General features: G+C 43.2%; 16 protein-coding genes. All 16 read right to left on the bottom strand.

All coding sequences use genetic code 11. The features are described from left to right. Nucleotides 1–124: 124 nt before the first annotated feature. Nucleotides 125–547, bottom strand: a complete 423-nt coding sequence (locus IH879_07455) for a hypothetical protein (GenBank protein MCH7674772.1) — start codon at nt 545–547, stop codon at nt 125–127. Nucleotides 548–556: 9 nt separating this feature from the next. Further along, nucleotides 557–1,537 (bottom strand): HPr kinase/phosphorylase, encoded by a 981-nt coding sequence (locus IH879_07460; GenBank protein MCH7674773.1) that lies wholly within the window; start codon nt 1,535–1,537, stop codon nt 557–559. A gap of 41 nt (nt 1,538–1,578) precedes the next feature. Next, complete coding sequence (gene raiA, locus IH879_07465) at nt 1,579–1,911, bottom strand: ribosome-associated translation inhibitor RaiA (protein ID MCH7674774.1); 333 nt, start codon at nt 1,909–1,911, stop codon at nt 1,579–1,581. A gap of 64 nt (nt 1,912–1,975) precedes the next feature. Further along, nucleotides 1,976–2,887 carry a tyrosine recombinase XerC gene (locus tag IH879_07470; GenBank protein ID MCH7674775.1) on the bottom strand — a complete coding sequence of 304 codons (912 nt, stop codon included), beginning with the start codon at nt 2,885–2,887 and terminating at the stop codon, nt 1,976–1,978. Then, nucleotides 2,868–5,120 (bottom strand): type I DNA topoisomerase, encoded by a 2,253-nt coding sequence (topA, locus tag IH879_07475; GenBank protein ID MCH7674776.1) that lies wholly within the window; start codon nt 5,118–5,120, stop codon nt 2,868–2,870. Before topA ends, IH879_07470 begins: the two co-directional genes overlap by 20 nt. Before the next feature lie 51 nt (nt 5,121–5,171). Continuing rightward, nucleotides 5,172–5,639 (bottom strand): DUF494 family protein, encoded by a 468-nt coding sequence (locus IH879_07480; GenBank protein MCH7674777.1) that lies wholly within the window; start codon nt 5,637–5,639, stop codon nt 5,172–5,174. Between the two features lie 170 nt (nt 5,640–5,809). After that, entirely contained in the window at nt 5,810–9,007 is a 3,198-nt protein-coding gene (secA, locus tag IH879_07485; GenBank protein ID MCH7674778.1) for a preprotein translocase subunit SecA, read from the bottom strand. 41 nt (nt 9,008–9,048) lie between these two features. Next, a complete protein-coding gene (nusB, locus tag IH879_07490) occupies nt 9,049–9,501 on the bottom strand; it encodes a transcription antitermination factor NusB (protein MCH7674779.1) in 453 nt (150 codons plus the stop codon). A gap of 12 nt (nt 9,502–9,513) precedes the next feature. Beyond that, nucleotides 9,514–10,440 (bottom strand): branched-chain amino acid transaminase, encoded by a 927-nt coding sequence (locus IH879_07495; GenBank protein ID MCH7674780.1) that lies wholly within the window; start codon nt 10,438–10,440, stop codon nt 9,514–9,516. 58 nt (nt 10,441–10,498) lie between these two features. Beyond that, entirely contained in the window at nt 10,499–11,638 is a 1,140-nt protein-coding gene (locus tag IH879_07500; GenBank protein ID MCH7674781.1) for an acyl-CoA dehydrogenase, read from the bottom strand. A 296-nt stretch (nt 11,639–11,934) separates the two neighbouring features. Further along, nucleotides 11,935–13,119 (bottom strand): acetyl-CoA C-acetyltransferase, encoded by a 1,185-nt coding sequence (locus IH879_07505; protein MCH7674782.1) that lies wholly within the window; start codon nt 13,117–13,119, stop codon nt 11,935–11,937. A 26-nt stretch (nt 13,120–13,145) separates the two neighbouring features. Further along, entirely contained in the window at nt 13,146–13,985 is an 840-nt protein-coding gene (locus IH879_07510; protein ID MCH7674783.1) for an MBL fold metallo-hydrolase, read from the bottom strand. Continuing rightward, the gene (locus IH879_07515) at nt 13,982–15,124 is read right to left on the bottom strand and encodes an acyl-CoA dehydrogenase (protein ID MCH7674784.1); all 1,143 of its coding nucleotides are present in this window, start codon (nt 15,122–15,124) and stop codon (nt 13,982–13,984) included. The genes IH879_07510 and IH879_07515 overlap by 4 nt, the downstream gene beginning before the upstream one ends. 100 nt (nt 15,125–15,224) lie before the next feature. Next, entirely contained in the window at nt 15,225–16,010 is a 786-nt protein-coding gene (locus IH879_07520; GenBank protein MCH7674785.1) for an enoyl-CoA hydratase/isomerase family protein, read from the bottom strand. A 5-nt stretch (nt 16,011–16,015) separates the two neighbouring features. After that, the gene (locus IH879_07525; protein ID MCH7674786.1) at nt 16,016–17,536 is read right to left on the bottom strand and encodes an NTP transferase domain-containing protein; all 1,521 of its coding nucleotides are present in this window, start codon (nt 17,534–17,536) and stop codon (nt 16,016–16,018) included. Between the two features lie 14 nt (nt 17,537–17,550). Continuing rightward, on the bottom strand, nt 17,551–17,895 hold the full coding sequence (locus tag IH879_07530) for a hypothetical protein (GenBank protein ID MCH7674787.1): 345 nt from the start codon (nt 17,893–17,895) through the stop codon (nt 17,551–17,553). Nucleotides 17,896–17,901: the final 6 nt, after the last annotated feature.

Below are 17,901 nucleotides of genomic sequence, written 5' to 3' on the forward strand. Positions count from 1 at the left end.
ACCATTTCAAGAGGCATAATCGTAAAGCTAAAGTTGTTTGATTTTTTTTTATAAACAAGTTATCCCTGACCCTATCCAAGCTCGCAAGGGAGGAGCGAAGAGCGAGGAGCGAAAAAGCACCTGATTAAGAAATGCGCTTCTCGCTCCTCGCTTTCTCGCTTTTCAATTTTAAACGTGAAATACCGCGAACGCCGTCTTTCAAAAGGACTTGCGCCAATTCTTCGAAACCATAGTGTTCCCGTTTCGTGATGAAAGAAAGCACGATTGAAAGGTTGAGCCCGGAAATAAGCTCAACCATTTCATATTCTTTAGCCACTTTTGCGGCAGCATTCCAGCAGCTTCCTCCCCGCAAGCTGACTAAAATAAAAAGCCCACCTTTCAAATTCTCTGATTCGATAAGATGGGTGATTTTATCGTAAAGCGCTTTCGGAGTATCGCGATCACAATCAAGACTGTAGAGATCGCCACACTCTCCTGTTATCTGTTTAGCCGCATCAAGAAATACTTGAGCAATCTGGCCATGGCTTATGACAAGGCAAGATACCATAAATGACTTCTATTCAAAATCTCTATCTAAATAGTCCTGTAAATATTTTTCCTTTCTTGCTTTTTCCTGCATTTTCTTAATGAGCTTTTCATTGAAAGCCTTCGCCGGGTAATGACCATGAATTTTCAACAACTGATCTAAAGCTATCACTTCGGCGATCACAGTAATATTTTTACCGGAAAAAATTGGCAGCTTTATAGCTGGAATCTCGACTTCCAGTATTTTGCTTGTTAACTCTTGAAGACCGACTCGTTCATATTCTTCGTCTTTATTCCACTCTTCTAACTGCACTTCAACTTCTACACGCTTCTGCAGCCGAATCGATCGAATACCAAAGATGCTGCGAACGTCCACAATACCAAGCCCCCGAATTTCCATGTGATGCTGCAGCATTTCAGTTGCCTCACCAATCAGAATCCCTTCCGCTTTTCTTGCAATACGGACAACATCGTCTGCCACCAGTCGGTGCCCCCGCTCAACCAAGTCTAAAGTTATTTCGCTTTTGCCAATTCCACTGCGTCCGGTGAACAGCACCCCAATTCCATACACATCGACCAGAGAGCCATGCACGGAAATAGTTGGTGCAAATTTCTCGTCCATGTAGTCGCTAATGAGGTGCATGAGCTTTGTCGTCTGCAGTGGAGACTTAATGATGGTGACTCCCTTTTCATTGGCGTAATTTAAAAGATCGGTGGGGATTTTGTTATTATGTGTGATTATAATGCAGGGCAACTTAAATGAGAGCAATGTTTCGATAGCCTTTTTTCGCTCGATGGCCGACAATTTTTTTAAATAGGCATTTTCAGTATTGCCGATTATTTGAACTCGTTTGTAGGTAAAAACATCTACGAACCCGGACAAAGCCAGCCCGGGACGATGCAAGTCTCCTTCATCAATGACTCTGTCGAAACTTGCATCGTTGTTAAACAAGTTAAACTTTAACTTCTCTTTGTTGTCAAGATAAAATTTTTCAACAGTTAATTTTTCCATTATGAATAGAAAATTTCACATAGTTATTGAGGAATTTACTCTTAGCTTACGGGAGAAGGCTCACCAAATGAAACGGCTTTAGGGTTTGAGTGGTCCTTTAATTTTTCTTTGTATTTTTTTAGTTGCCTTTCAATTTTAACAACAGCGCGATCAAGTCCCTTGTAAATATCCTTGGATTTTTCACGTGCAAATAATTTTTGTTTGTGTACTTTCATAGCTATCTCAACTACCTGAATTGTTTTTTCATAATCAAGGATTATTTCGCACTCAATAATGCCATCAAAATATTTTGTAAGTTTTTGTACCTCACTTTCCGCATATTCCTTGAGTCTATCTGGTGCTTTGTAGTGCCTGGCAGTGATGTTTACACGCATAGAATCCTCCAATTTGATTTATTAATTAATTAGAGTTTATTCCATTTCCCAATTTACCATTGAATTATTTTTGCGCTCTCGGGTGCGCCTGTTTGTAAACTTTTTTTAATCTCTCTGTCGTCAAGTGGGTGTAGACCTGCGTTGTCGAAAGGCTGGAATGGCCCAGTAACTCTTTCACAGAAATCAGGTCTGCTCCTTCGTCAAGCAAATGGGTTGCAAAGGAATGCCGTAACATGTGCGGGTAGGCTTCCTGCTTATCAGAGGCCGCAAGCAGGTATTTTTTCACTCTATACTGCACTTGACCTGGCGAGATTCGTTTACCCTTTTTGTTTAGAAAAAAAGCTTCAGTACTCAAAACCAGAGACCCAATGAAATGAGTCCGTGCTGCAATATATTTTTTAATTATCTTGGTAATGCTTTTCCCTAAGGGCACAACCCGTTCCTTTGAACCTTTCCCCGTGACTCTTAGTACTTCATTCGTCAAATCGACATCCTCAAGATTAATTCCCACCAATTCGCGCAGACGAATGCCGGTAGAATAAAAAATCTCGAGTATAACCCGATCTCTTAATCCTTCAAGGGTCGACGTATCCGGCAAACCCAAAGCTTTTAGGATGACTTCATACTGAAAAAAGGAGGGGAGTTTTTTTTCTTTTTTTAAATATAAAAGTGTCGCTGCGGGATTATAATCGAGGACTTCCTGGGAACACAGATACTTAAAAAACGATCTAAGCGAAGTCAATTTTCGATTAATGCTGGAGGCCTTAAGCCCTTTTTTTGATAAGGAAGCTAAAAAAGAACGCAAGGATTTTCTAGTAATCTCCTGGAGATCGTGTTCTTCAGTAAACTGCAGTAGTTGTTCGAGATCCAATTGGTATGCGCTTAAAGTAAATCTCGAAGCGTTTTTTTCTACGCGAAGATGCCGCAGAAAATTTGTAATATGAAATTGAAGTGTCTTAGCCGTAAGCGACTGCACCATCGGTTTCCTTCTCTTCGACCTGAAAATCTGATTTACATACAGGACAATAAAGGAAGTCTCCCTTCGATTGATTTGAACGCATTTCCAAGTATGGGTTTTGGCAGTTCCTGCATTGAATATTTACCGGCTTATTCCAACTGGCAAATTTACAATTCGGGTACTTGCTACACCCATAAAAGGTTTTACCACGTCGGGACCTTTTCTCGACTAACTTTCCAGAGCAATCGTCATTAGGACAATCCACCCCGACGGAAATTGGCTGAGCATTTTTGCAGTCAGGATAGCCGGAGCAGGCCAAAAACCGACCGAACCGGCCATGCTTGACGACCATCTGTTTGCCGCATTTTTCACACTTTTCTCCTACCTCTTCAGGTTCTTCCAACGGCTTCGTGTGCTTGCAATCGGGATAACCGGAACAAGCCATAAATTTGCCATTTCTGCCCCAGCGAATAATTAAATCCTTGCCGCATTTAGGACAAGTTTCTTTGGTCTCTTCTTGTAAAGCGTCCTTGATCTCGTTCTGCTTTTGGCTTACTTCATCCAAATCCTTTTTGAATGGTGTATAAAAATCTTTAGTTACTTCCGAAAATTCCTTTTTCCCGGATTCGATTTCGTCCAATTCTTTTTCCATAAAAGCTGTAAACTCCACGTTGAAGATATCCGGAAAATTTTGAACCAAAATTTTATTTACCGTTCGACCCAATTCGGTCGGGAGCAACTGACGCTGTAGTTTCTCGACATATTTGCGCGCCAAAATCGTGGAGATAATAACTGTGTAAGTACTTGGGCGGCCGATTCCCAAAGCATCCAGTTCTTTAATTAAACTGCTTTCGGAAAAACGGGGCGCCGGTTTAGTAAAATGTTGCTGAGGTATTAGGTCTAACAAATTTAGAATATCGCCAACGCTTAAATTTCGCGGAATACGCATATCATCTTCTTTGCCATTTCCATTCTCTTCCTCATATTCTTCATAAATTTGTAAAAATCCTCTAAAAAGAATGGTACTACCCGAAGTTCTAAACAAATACGAATCCCCCGCAGAAATATTGATGGTGGTTTGTTCGAGTTTGACGGATTCCATTTGAGAAGCCACGAAGCGATTCCAAATCAGATCATAAAGTTTGAACTGTTCCGAGGTTAAATACCTCCTGATTTTACGCGGCTCTCTTTTTAATGAAGTTGGCCGGATGGCCTCGTGTGCGTCCTGGGCACCGGATTTAACTTTAAATCTCCGGGCCGAGGCCGGCAAGTAATCTTTGCCGTAACTGAGCAAAATATATTCTCTAACCGCCTGTAAAGCCTCCTCCGAAATACGAGTTGAATCAGTACGCATGTAGCTGATTAAACCAACACTGCCTTCATCCCCGAGCTCAACACCCTCATAAAGCTGCTGGGCGATCATCATGATCTTCTTTGAAGTGTACCCAAGACGACCCGCTGCCGCTTGCTGCATAGTACTGGTGGTAAATGCCGGGCCCGGATTGCGGGTTACTTTCCTTTTTTTGATTTCAAGGACTTTGAACGTTTGTTTTCTAATGTCCGTTAAGACTTCATTCGTTGTTTTTTCGTCGGCAAGTTCGGGCGGTTTGTTGTCTATTTTATGAAGCTTTGATAGAAACGGCTGGTTTTTATCTCCCTGGAGTTCGGCAGCAACAGACCAATATTCTTGCGGTTTAAAATTCTCGATTTCTTCCTCACGCTCACTGATTAGTCTAAGCGCAATGGATTGAACCCGGCCGGCACTCAACCCACGGTAAATGGTTCGCCATAAAATCGGGCTAACCTGATAACCAACCAAACGGTCCACAACCCGGCGTGCTTTTTGAGCAGCGACCTTATTTTCATTTATTTTTGTTGGGTTTTTTAATGCGTTTTTGACCGCCTTTTCGGTAATTTCATTAAACATCACCCGGAAAATTTTATCTTTCTTGACTTTCATTTCTTCGGCAAGGTGGGAGGCGATCGCTTCTCCCTCACGATCCGGATCGGTAGCGATGAAGACGTTGTCCACAGTTATTGCTGACTTTCTTAACTGACTTAATACTTTGCCTTTTCCCCGAATGGTAATATATTCAGGTTTAAAGTTGTCTTCGACATCGACACCCAGGCGTTGTTTCGGCAGGTCTTTAACGTGTCCTACTGAGGAAAGAACTTGATAATCTTTTCCTAAAAATTTGCCAATGGTTTTTATTTTAGCATTGGATTCAACAATAACTAAAGATTTTGCCATAACATCTAATAAATTAAAATAGGTGAGAAATTGATAAAAGTAATTGCATGATCAATGAATTGTAGGATTTTCCTCAAAAAGAAAACAACTTCCGTCAGTAAGAGCATTGTAATTCAATAACATTGAGGCAACAATAGATTTAATGTCCCCCGTGGTGATTTCTGAGGCACCCATCATCATTGCTCTTTCTAGAATCTGCTCAACATCCGATTCGTCAATAATCCCTAACTCTTTGAGTTGAATAATATAGCCATATGCTTCAACAGCAATAATCGAGCGCTCTATTTCATGAAGATGGCGGAAAGAACTCTTTAGTGAGGGATTTTTCTGTTCGACGACCTCTTCGGAATCGTTTTTTAAGCGACCCAAAAGCCAGGTAAAAGCTGAACTGATTTCACTTTCAGTGTATCCCTGTTGAATCAGGCTTTTTGAAAGAATGTCGAGCTTACCGGAGACTTTACGGTTACTTCGAATTTCGCTCATTATATAAATCAAAATTTCAACAACACGTTCATTCATAAAATTTCCTCTAATATATTATCCCCACTTTTCTTTCAAACTTTATCGACGAGGTGAAAACTCAATTTTCCTCCTGAGACCGCCTCGAACAACACCAATTGCGGGGTAAACTCAGCCGCTCTGATTTTAGTTCCCAAAGGTAAAAAAAAATCTTGGAAATGCAACAATATTTACACGACACCATGACATTTTTTATACTTTTTACCACTTCCACAAGGACACGGATCGTTTCGTCCTATTTTCTCACCAACGACCACTGGCTGCTTCTTAGCTCCCTGCGGCTGGCGTGCAGCCCTTTGCCCGGCATCTTCTTGAGGAATACCTGAAAACCCCATACCCTCGGTTGAATCATGAACCGTTGTCATCTGCTGGAGTCGTCGAACCGCTGACGGAATTGGTTCATGTTGCACCTGCGCTTTAAAAATTAAATCGAGAACCTGTTCATTGATCATATCGAGCATTTCCTTAAACATCCTGAAGCCTTCAGATTTATACTCAAGCAATGGATTCTTCTGACCATAGGCCCTGAGTCCAATTCCCTCTTTGAGTTGATCCATTTCGTAGAGATGCTCACGCCACTGTTCGTCAATTACTCGCAGCATCGCCAACCGCTCGATTTGGCGCATTAATTTTTCGCTGAGATCTCGTTCTCTCTGGTGATAGTGATTCTTGGCAGCGTCATACACCTTATCAAATAATTCGTCTTGACCGATGCCGGCGATATCGTCTTCTTCAACTGGCAACTCCATGAGCATAGTTTTTCTAAAATCAGCTCGCAGCCCCGCCCAGTCCCATTCTTCAGAATATGTTTCCTCGTTGGAATATTGGCTAATTCTGCTGTCCACGAAATCTCCGATGAGCTCAATATACTCTTCTCGTAAATTCTCCCCTTCCAAAGCATGAGCACGTTTCTTGTAAATAACTTCACGCTGCTGGTTCATGACATCGTCATATTCGAGAAGATGCTTTCGGATGTCAAAATTATGACCTTCTACTTTTTTCTGCGCTCGTTCAATCGATTTGCTGACCATTCCGTGTTGAATGACCTCGCCTTCCGGAACGCCAAGCCGATCCATGACGCCTGCAACCCGGTCTGATTGAAATAACCGCATCAAGTCATCTTCTAAAGACAGATAAAAGCGCGACGAACCCGGATCTCCCTGCCGGCCGCTTCTGCCCCGCAACTGCCGGTCAATTCGGCGGGATTCATGCCGTTCCGTACCCATTATGTGGAGTCCGCAGGGTACTTCTTCGTGACATTTATACTCATCTAAATAAGGACACACTTCTTCGCCTTCGCGGTGTTTAACCAAAGCACAACTTGAATGTTTAACAACACCCTGGCCCAGCTTTATGTCGGTTCCTCTTCCAGCCATATTAGTAGCAATTGTCACTGCCCCTGGCTCGCCAGCATGCGAGATAATTTCTGCTTCTCTCTGGTGCTGTTTTGCATTCAGAACGGAGTGCGGGATACCTTTACGCTTTAGCATCCGGCTCAAAGTTTCTGAGACATCTACAGTGATCGTCCCGACTAAAACCGGACGCTTTTTCTCATGAATTTCGACGATCTCATCAATAATTGCGTTGTATTTCTCTCGTTTGGTTCGGAAAATTTGGTCTTCATAGTCTATTCGCCGAATCGTATCATTAGTTGGAATGACCACGACATCCAGTTTGTAAATTTCCCAAAATTCTGCCGCCTCTGTTTCTGCTGTGCCGGTCATTCCGGCCAATTTCTTATAAAGACGAAAATAATTTTGTAAAGTAATCGTGGCTAAAGTCTGGGTCTCTCTTTCAATTTTAACGCCTTCCTTGGCTTCCAAAGCCTGGTGCAGTCCGTCACTAAATCTCCGGCCCGGCATCAAGCGTCCGGTAAATTCATCTACAATTAAAACTTTGCCATCCGTGACAACATATTCAACATCTTTTTCAAACAAGGAGTAAGCACGAAGGAGTTGGGAAATATTATGAAGCTGTTCGCTTTTTTCAGAAAATTCGTTTTGAAGTATCATCTTTTCCGACAACTTTTCTTCTTCAGAAATTGCTTCATTGTTTTCTAATTCATGCAGCTTTTCAGAAAGATCGGGTAAAACAAACATCTCCGGATCGTTAGGAGAAAGGGCATCGCGGCCTTTGTCGGTTAAATCAATTGTGTGCGCCTTCTCATCGATCGCAAAAAGCAAATCTTCGTCAACTTCATGCAATATTTTATCACGAATATAGTCATTCTCTACCCGGCGAATGAGCTTCTTGACACCAACTTCCTGCAGAATTTTGGCAAGCTTTTTATTCTTGGGCGCTCCCCGTGAAGCCTGCAATAACTTTATTCCCGCTCCGTATTCATCTTCATTCTCATCATTCAATAATTTTTCACCTTCTGCAACGAGGCTATTGACCAAGATCGTTTGCTGCCTGATCAGTTGCTCAACACGTGGTTTCATTTCGTCATATTTATGGGTGGAATGCTCAACCGGACCCGAAATAATGAGCGGGGTGCGAGCCTCATCCACCAGAACCGAATCTACTTCATCAACGATAGCGTAGTTGTGCCCGCGTTGAACTTTATCTTCGAAGCGAATGGCCATATTATCGCGAAGATAATCGAAACCAAATTCATTGTTTGTACCATAAGTAATGTCTGCCGAATAGGCTTGTTTACGCTGCTCAGGGTTCATATCATTTTGGATGTAATAAACGGTCAGTCCTAGGAATTTAAAGATTTCGGCCATCCATTCACAGTCACGTCTTGCCAGATAGTCATTTACGGTAATCAAATGGACGCCTTTACCGGCTAGGGCATTTAGATAGAGAGGCATGCTTGCAACTAAAGTTTTTCCTTCCCCGGTTGCCATCTCCGCAATCTTGCCTTCGTGCAAAACAATGCCGCCAATGAGTTGAACGTCGTAAGGAATCATCTCCCATTGACTATCGACATCGCAAATTTTCCATTTTTTACCTACCAGGCGTTTACAAGTCTGTTTCACTACTGCAAAAACCTCAGGAAGAATTTCATTCAAAACCTCTTCGATAATTTCCTTTTCTTCTTCCTCCAGCTTTTTAATTTGGTCGTGCACATTGTCCGTGTCGCTGTTTTCGGACTCTTCATTTTGGCCGGAATCGTCTCTGCCATTCGTGGAAATGGTGTCCGAATGGATTGCTTCGTAAAGCTCCTTTAACTCTGCGACGACTTCTTTGGTAGCGGATTCTATCCGATCTTTGAAATCCTGTGTTTTGCCTTTCAGCTCATCATCGGAAAGATTCTCAAACTGCTCATAAGCTTGATTAATTTGGTCAACGATCGGTTGGACGCGCTTGATGTCCCGATCATGTTTGCTGCCGAAAATTTTCGATACTAAATTTCCAACCATACTAAGTTCCAATCAATTAGTTTTTTCTTTAAGGCGAACATTCAGTCTTCGTTCAACCCTCTTCCGGATTTTTTTAAAAGATTTTGATTTCTTAACTCAAGTAAAACGCTGTCCAATATTCCGTTGATAAATTGACCGCTTCCCTCGGTGCTGTATTTTTTGGCAATTTCAATCGCTTCGTCAATCGAGACTTTGGGTGGAATATCTTCAAAATGCAGGAACTCGCAAATTGCTATTCTCATCACTAATTTATCCAAAATAGCGATTCTTTCGAAATCCCAATTCTGCGCTTTGTCAACGATCAATTTATCGAGGTCAGTTTTGTGCTCAATACAAACCTTAAGTAAGTGCACCGCAAATTCCGTGATGCTCTCCTCTTCCTTGCGGCTCAAAATCATGTCCTCAATAATCACATTTACCGGATTATCCGACATCTCCTGGCTGTAAAGTGCACGCAAGACCAATTCTCTTGCTTTTCTTCTATTACTACTCATTGCTCGCTACTATTAATTAACCGGAGTCAACCAGCTATATTTATCCTCGAACTCACCGGTTAATATTCCAAAAAAGCGTTTTTGAATTTTCTCAGTAATCGGTCCCCTGCGACCTTCGCCAATTGGAATTCGATCGATAGATTTGATGGGACTGACTTCGGCGGCGCTCCCTGTAAAGAAAACCTCATCGGCAATATAGAGACACTCCCTCGGAATTGTGATTTCCTCAACTTTATAGCCAAAATCTTCTGCCAGTTTAATAACGCAGTCACGGGTAATTCCCGGCAAAATTGACGAAGAGAGCGGCGGTGTGTAAATTCGGTTGTCGCGGATTACAAAAATATTTTCACCACTTCCTTCGCTGACATAGCCATTGGAATCAAGGCCAATCCCCTCTATATATCCGTCCGCTTTTGCCTCCAAATTAATAAGCTGTGAATTCATATAGTTCGCGCCGCATTTTGCCATCGCCGGCAAGGTATTGGGCCGCGCTCGATTCCAGGAAGACACGCGAACATCAACCCCGACATTGATCCCTTCATCTCCCAAATATTTTCCCCAGGCCAAAGCAGCCACCGCCACTTCAGTCGGCGTATCTTTGGGATCGACTCCCAGGCTTCCATATCCTCGGAAGACGACCGGACGCATATAAGCTTCTTGCAAATTATTAACTTTAACGACATCGATGCAGGCTTGTTCGATTACATCTTTCGAAAAGGGCATGGGAATTCTGTAAATCTTCGCGGAATCAAATAACCGCCGAATGTGATCCTGTAACCGAAAAAGGGCGGGTCCATTAACCGTATTATAACATCGAAATCCTTCAAAGACCGATGAGCCATAATGAATAACATGAGACATGACATGTATTTTAGCATCCTGCCATTCAATCATCTTCCCATTAAACCATAGTTTCCCGTCTTCTAAGAATTCAGACATATTTGGCCTCCGTTATAGTATGTTAGTTGAATATCTTAAGTTGCAGTGCCTATCTAAATTATTTTAGGAGATCTCTTGCAATTACCAGCCTTTGAATTTCAGATGTTCCCTCATAAATTTCAGTTATTTTTGAATCCCGCATGAATCTTTCAACGGGATAATCCTTCAGGTAACCGTAACCGCCAAAAATCTGCACGGCTTTTGAGCTCACATCAACGGCGGTCTCGGATGCAAACAGTTTAGCCTTTGCAGAGTCATGTGAATACTTTTGGTTCTGATCTTTCTTCCAGGCTGCTTGATAAGTCAAGAGTCTCGCTGCGCTAACGTGTGTCTCCATATCCGCCAGCATATGCTGAATCGACTGGAAAGCCGAAATTGGCTTTCCAAATTGCACCCTTTCTTTCGCATAATTGATTGCCGCATCTAAAGATCCTTGTGCGATGCCCACGGCTTGAGAGGCAATACCGATTCTACCGCCGTCAAGTGTCATCATTGCTACTTTAAATCCCTCGCCTTCCTGACCTAAAAGATTTTCTCTCGGAACAGCACAATCTTCCATCATTATCGATGCCGTGTCTGAACTTCGGATACCAAGCTTCTTTTCTTTCTTGCCAACTTGAAATCCGGGAAATCCTTTTTCTACAACAAAGGCACTAATCCCTTTGTGGCGCTGAGACGGATCGGAATGTGCGATGACAACATAAAAATCTGCATTCAAGCCATTAGTAATAAAATTTTTGGTGCCGTTTAAAATATAGTGATCGCCTTTTAAAACAGCAGTGGTTTTCATTCCGGCTGCGTCCGATCCTGAGCCGGGTTCAGACATGCAAAATGCACCCAGTTTTTCGCCTTTAGCCAAAGGAACTAAATATTTTTGTTTTGTTTCTTCTTTACCGAAATTTTCTATCCCAAAACAAACTAAAGAATTACTGACAGAACAAATAACTCCCACGGAAGCATCAACTCTCGAGAGTTCCTCGATGACAATCGCGTAGCTAACGGTATCTAATCCGTTGCCGCCATATTTCGGGTCGATCATCATTCCCATGAAACCCAACTCAGCCATCTTTTTTACATGATGCGAAGGAAATTGTGCAGTCTGGTCCCGTTCCGCAGCATCCTTAGCGACTTCATTCTGAGCAAACTCGCGTGCAGTTTGTTGAATAAGTTTTTGCTCGTCCGTTAATAGAAAATCCATGCAGCTCCTCTTAATTTAAATCTTTTGTTTAAGAGCTATGCCGTCGCCCATGGTGCATGCACCGATGACGGTCCCGTTGTTTATATCCAAATAAACCTCTGCTTTTATTTTAGTTTGAATCTGAAGCATTTTGTCGAACTAATTATTTTTCGATAGAATCGTAAAATCAATGTAATTCTCCTGATATACTTAAGAAGGCGAATGAACTTAATATTATGAAAGAGAAATTTTAAGAGCGTTCATTGGATCCTCCATTTTTTTTGCATTTCGGGGTTAATTTTTTTTAAAAAAATCGATTACCGCTCCACAACCACCGCCGAAGCCTCTCCCCCGCCAATGCAAAGTGTCGCCAATCCCCTCTTTTTATTCTGGCGCTTCATAGCATAAAGCAGCGTGGTTAGAATCCTCGCACCGCTTGCTCCAAGCGGATGGCCGAGTGCCACCGCACCCCCGTGAATATTCATTTTATTCAAATCTATCCCGAGCTCTTTTCCAACTGCAAGGTTTACGACAGCAAACGCTTCATTAACTTCAAACAAATCGATGTCTTCCAGTTTCAAATTGGCTTTGTCCAAAATCAAATTGATAGCATCTGCCGGCGCCATGGTAAACCACTCCGGAGCTTTTGCCGCAGAAGCCTGAGCAACAATAGTTCCCAAAGGCTCTCTTCCTAAACGTTCCGCTTGCGCTTTAGACATAACCACACAGGCTGCAGCGCCATCATTGATTGAGGAGGCATTTGCAGCTGTGACTGTTCCGTCTTTTTGAAAAACCGGTCTGAGGGTCAGCATTTTTTCAAAATTTGCCCGCTTGGGTCCTTCATCTTCGGAAAGGAGAATAGGATCGCTTTTTATTTGTGGGATTTCTACCGGGACAATTTCATCTTTAAAATACCCGTTCTTTTGCGCATCCAATGCCTTTTTATATGAATTGATAGAGAACTCATCCTGAGCTTCTCTTGGCACATTGCATTCTTTGGCGCACAGTTCAGCCGCATTGCCCATGTGAAAATCGTTGTAAGCGTCCCACAAACCATCTTTGATCATGCTGTCAATAAGCTCGCCGTGTCCAAGCCGGTAGCCGGTTCTCGCTTTCGGTAGAAGATAAGGAGCATTAGACATGCTTTCCATGCCGCCCGCGACTACGATATCTGCATCACCAACCATAATCGCTTGCGCAGCCAACATAACTGACTTCAAGCCGGAGCCGCAAACTTTGTTGATGGTCAAACAGGGCACAGTGTTAGGAATTCCAGCTCCCATGGAAGCTTGGCGAGCGGGCGCCTGACCGACTCCGGCCGGGAGAACCTCACCCATGATAACTTCACTAACATCCTTTCCCTTGATACCGGCGCGGTTTAAAGCTTCCTTGATGGCGATGCTGCCCAACTGTGGTCCCGAAAATGAACTTAAAGCCCCTTGAAATGCACCAATTGGTGTCCTACATGCACTCGCAATAACGACTTCTTTAAATTCCGACATCGATGAGAACTCCTAGTGCTAAATCCTTAAATTTCTACTTCTTCAATTCGAAGTTTACCTTCTTTTTCGGTCAAATATCCACCTTTAACCGACGGTGCGTGTTCAAAAATAAGCAGCCAATTTTCCTGTAGGGCTTGTTTCAGAACTTTCTCCTTCATTTCCATGGTCGTCTTCGGGTAAAGATCATATCCCATGACGTAGGCAGTTTTCAAGTGGGAATCCGTCGGAACCAAATCTGCTAAAAAACAAGCTGTTTTTCCATCTGAATGGACTTTTACAATTTGGTGATTCTGCGTATGCCCGCCCGTTGTGAAAACCTCAACTCCGGGGATAATTTCTTGATTTCCAGAAATAAGCTGCACCTGATCAGATTCCTCGATTGCTTGCCAATTTTGAGCTAAATAGCTGCCGCGACTTCTGGGGTCCGGTTTTTTTGCGTATTCAAACTCATCCTGTTGAAAATAATAAGTCGCATTTGGAAAGGTCGGCTTGAGTTCACCATTTTCATCTTTTGAACAATTACCGCCGCAATGATCGAAATGTAAATGGGTCAGCACAACTTTTGTGATATCATCTGGTTTAAGACTTATTGAATTCAAACTTTTCAACAAACTAGTGGATTTATCGATTTCAAACATTTCAAAAAATTTCTCGTTGTAATTTTCGCCGATACCCGTGTCCACCAAAACAATATCATCATTGGTCTTAATAAGCAGGCTGTTAAGTCCCATTTCAATTCGATTCATTTCATTGGGCGGGTTGGTTTTTTCCCAAAGGACTTTCGGCACCACACCAAACATCGCACCACCGTCAAGCTTAAACTTGCCGTCACTCAAAACAAATAATTCAAAGTCGCCGAATTTCATGCCAGTTCTTTTAAAATCTCCCTTGAGATAACCATGCGCAGAACTTCCGAGGTGCCTTCTCCTATCACGGTGAGTTTGGCATCACGCCAATATCTTTCAACCGGATAGTCCATACAGAATCCATAACCGCCAAAAATCTGGATAGCATTTTTGGTTGCCCGCATAGCGGCTTCGGAAGCAAATAATTTCGCCATAGCTGCTTCTTTCGTGTACGGCTTACCCTTATCCCGCAATCTGGCGGCATGATGAACCATCAGTCGTCCGGCGTGAATCTCAGTCGCCATATCTGCGAACATATTACCGATCGCCTGAAATTTTGAAATTGTTTTTCCGAATGCCTCTCGTTCTTGTGCATAAGCGGCCGCTTTCTCCATGGCACCCTGAGCTAGCCCGACCGCCATGGCCCCTATCCCAATTCTACCGCCGTCTAATGTGATGAGTGCCTGCTTGAATCCATCCCTTTCTTTTCCGAGCAAATTTTCTTTTGGCACTCTGCAGTTTTCAAATGAAACCGGATGTGTATCTGAAGCGCGAACGCCGAGCTTATCTTCTTTCTTGCCAACAACTATGCCGCCGAATCCCTTTTCAACGATAAATGCCGACATGCCTTTGGTGCCTTCGTCGGGGGTAGTCTTCGCAAACACAACAAATGTGTCAGCGACTCCTGCATTGGTTACGAAAGCTTTATTACCGTTTAATATATAATAATCACCTTCTAACAGGGCACTGGTTTTAGCAGCGCCTGCATCAGAACCGGAGCCGGGCTCGGTCAGGCAAAAGCTGCCAAGCGAAGTCCCTTGTGCAAGCGGCGGAAGATATTTTTGCTTCTGCTCCTCGGTTCCGAACAAATAAATTGGAGTCGCGCAAAGTGAAATGTGTGCTGCCATGGACAAGCAGGTTCCGCCACAGACTTTTGCCACTTCTTCAATCGCGAGCGCCAAACTCACGGTATCCATTCCAGCGCCGCCATATTCTTCCGGAAACGGAATGCCGAGAAAACCAAGTTCGGCCATCTTTTTAAAATTCTCCGCCGGGAACTCACCCTTTTCATCGAATTCGGCCGCTACGGGTTCGATTTCATTTTTTGCAAACTCACGAACGGTGTCGCGCATCATCTGTTGTTCTTCCGTGTAATCCATAATTCCTCTAACAGTTTTAAAAAAAGTGCTACGGTGTTTAAGTGTTAAGACAACTCAATCTTTTACACTTTAAAACATTAACACTCAAACACTGGAATCGTTACTTTCCTTCATATTTCGGTTCGCGTTTCTCTTTAAACGCGGTTAAACCTTCAATTCTATCTTTGGTCGGAATAATATTTTTATAGCATTCGAATTCAAGCTCCAGACCTTCACTCACACTTTTGTCGAGCCCTGAATAAATAGAGCGTTTTGCTTGCTGCACAGCCAAAGGTCCATTCTTGGAAATCTCAGTCGCGATTTCCAGAGCTTTTGCCATCAGCTCGGACTCGGTGACAACGAAATTAACCGCGCCCTGCTCAAGCGCTTCTTTTGCAGTAAAAAGTCTTGCCGAAGTAATCCACAAAATAGCATTACTCGGGCCAACTAAACGAGTCAATCTTTGGGTTCCGCCTGCCCCAGGAATAATCGCTAAAGCTGTCTCCCGTAAACCAAGTTGTGCTGACTCGACGACAACTCGTATGTCTGCCGCCAGCGCCACTTCAAAGCCGCCGCCAAACGCACTCCCTTGCATTGCAGCAATCGTTGGAACAGAAATCTCAGCGATTTTCCTCATCGATTCGCCGATGTTCTTTACGGTTGGCGCTACCTGCTCTTCCGGCATATCCGTGCGTTCTTTTAAATCCGCGCCGGCGCAGAAATACTTGCCATTTGCAGTAATAATAACCGAACGAACCGTGCCCTCATCAACGTCGTTTTGAATCTGCTCAGGGGCTTGACCTAATTCGGCAACCAGCTCACGGTTTAATGCATTAACCGGCGGCCGGTCGATAGTTAAAAGAGCAATATAGTCTTCAATTTTATAATTTAAATGCTGAAATTTCATTCTTTTTATTTGATCAAATCAACAATGGCTTGCAAACCTTCTGCTTTTGGAAGAAAATAACGAATTGCTTGAACAGTGCCATCCGCGTTTTCAACTCTTTTGATGTGCTTGCATTTTAGAACGGAATGCTCAATCCAAACGTCATCCTCGACAGTGCTGCCAAAAATATAGGAAGGACCTTTAATTGTGACATTATTTCCAATCCGTGTTGGGAATTCGTCGCTCCCGGTCATATTCACACTCGATTCAATTCGGCAATTCTTACCAATTTCCAGATTGCCTTTTATGATATCTCCTTTAAAAATTTCGGAATTGCTTCCAACTTTCAATGTTTGATTAGAATAGCTCGACACATCTACATTCTCATGAATTCGCACTCCTTCACCCAAAATGACGCGACCGGAAAGTTCGGCATGATTTCCAATTTTTATTCTTTTATTTAACTGAACACCTTTGTCAATCCAAGCGCCCTTGCCAACAGAAATATCGAGCGGGCCACTTTTTTTGTCCAATTCTATTATTTGCTCGACAACTTCGTCTGCTATAAAAAAGTCGTCTTCGTCTACAATTGTGATGATATCCTTGAGTTTCTCATAAACACTTTCGCGAGCGTAGCTCTCCATCTCTTTAAGAACGCTCTTGACATTAAAGCCAAGCACAGTGCGATTGTCAACCGCCTCCGACGCTTTAACCGTCAAATCGTTCTCATTGAAGATACGAATTAAATCCGTCAAATACAATTCCCCTTGCACATTATCCGTACTGAGCTTGTTGATACAAGCGATGATTTTATCCGCCTTGAAGGCATAAACCCCGGTGTTGAATTCCCTGAGATCAACAAGTTTTTCTTTTGTAAAACCGTAAGTGCGGCCTTTATAATTTACTCGATATGTTTCGTTCGGCTCAAGTGCGAGGATATCTTTTTGCTCCTTAATTTCAATCACCTTACTGAAATTATCGCCTGCACTTTGGCCGTTTATATCCTCGGCCGGCACCCGCAAAACCCGGCCATAATAATTATCACTCGCAGCTCCCTCAAACACGCCCGTGAGGATCATCATATCGCAGGGATTGTTTTCAAAATCGGACTTAAACTGCTGTACGGCGCCGGAGTTCAACAGCCCCATATCTCCCGGAAAAATAAAAACATTGGATGACAAATAGCCCTTTGTCAGACTTTGCAAGGCAACGCGAACGGCGTCACCGGTGCCATTCTGCTCTTCCTGCAGAACGAAGGTCCGCTGATCGCTCCTTCCAAGGGCGGCTGCAACATCTTTCGCTTTGATTCCGACCACCAGGATTTGATTGCTTGAATCGAGACCTTTCCTGGCGGCATTGGAAACTCGCTCAACGGTGGGCACGCCCCAAATTTTGTGCAGCATTTTGGAGGTCACCGACTTGATCCGTTTTCCATGACCGGCGGCGAGTATAATCGCGAGATTTTCGTTGGAACAATTCAGGGGAGAACTTATATCGTCTAAATAGGTTACGACATCTGAGGACAAAACTTCGGTTGTGTAGGACATGATGATCTCCTTCCTTAGAGATTTTCATAAGTTGATTTCAATTCAAGTTCGTCGGGCACCTCGACTTCCATAAGCAAGAGCGCCTGACCATGCGTTTTCCCTTGCGCATCGTTTTTCAAACTTTCGCTCCCGCCGCCGCCAAGAGAATCATGTAAGATAAAGTTAAGGCCTAGCAAATTGGGCAATTCAAATCGCTCCACTTCCCCTTTTACCAGGTCCCTAAAGTGCGCTTTAACTCGCCCAGGGGTCAACTGCTCCTTGATGACCTCATAAGCTTCTCGACTATAGGCCAGGACTCCAACGTTCGAACTGTCACCTTTGTCACCTGAACGGGTATGGGCAATTTGGCAGAGCCGGATCTTTTT

It is taken from the genome of candidate division KSB1 bacterium (assembly GCA_022562085.1).
Lineage (GTDB): Bacteria > Zhuqueibacterota > Zhuqueibacteria > Oceanimicrobiales > Oceanimicrobiaceae > Oceanimicrobium.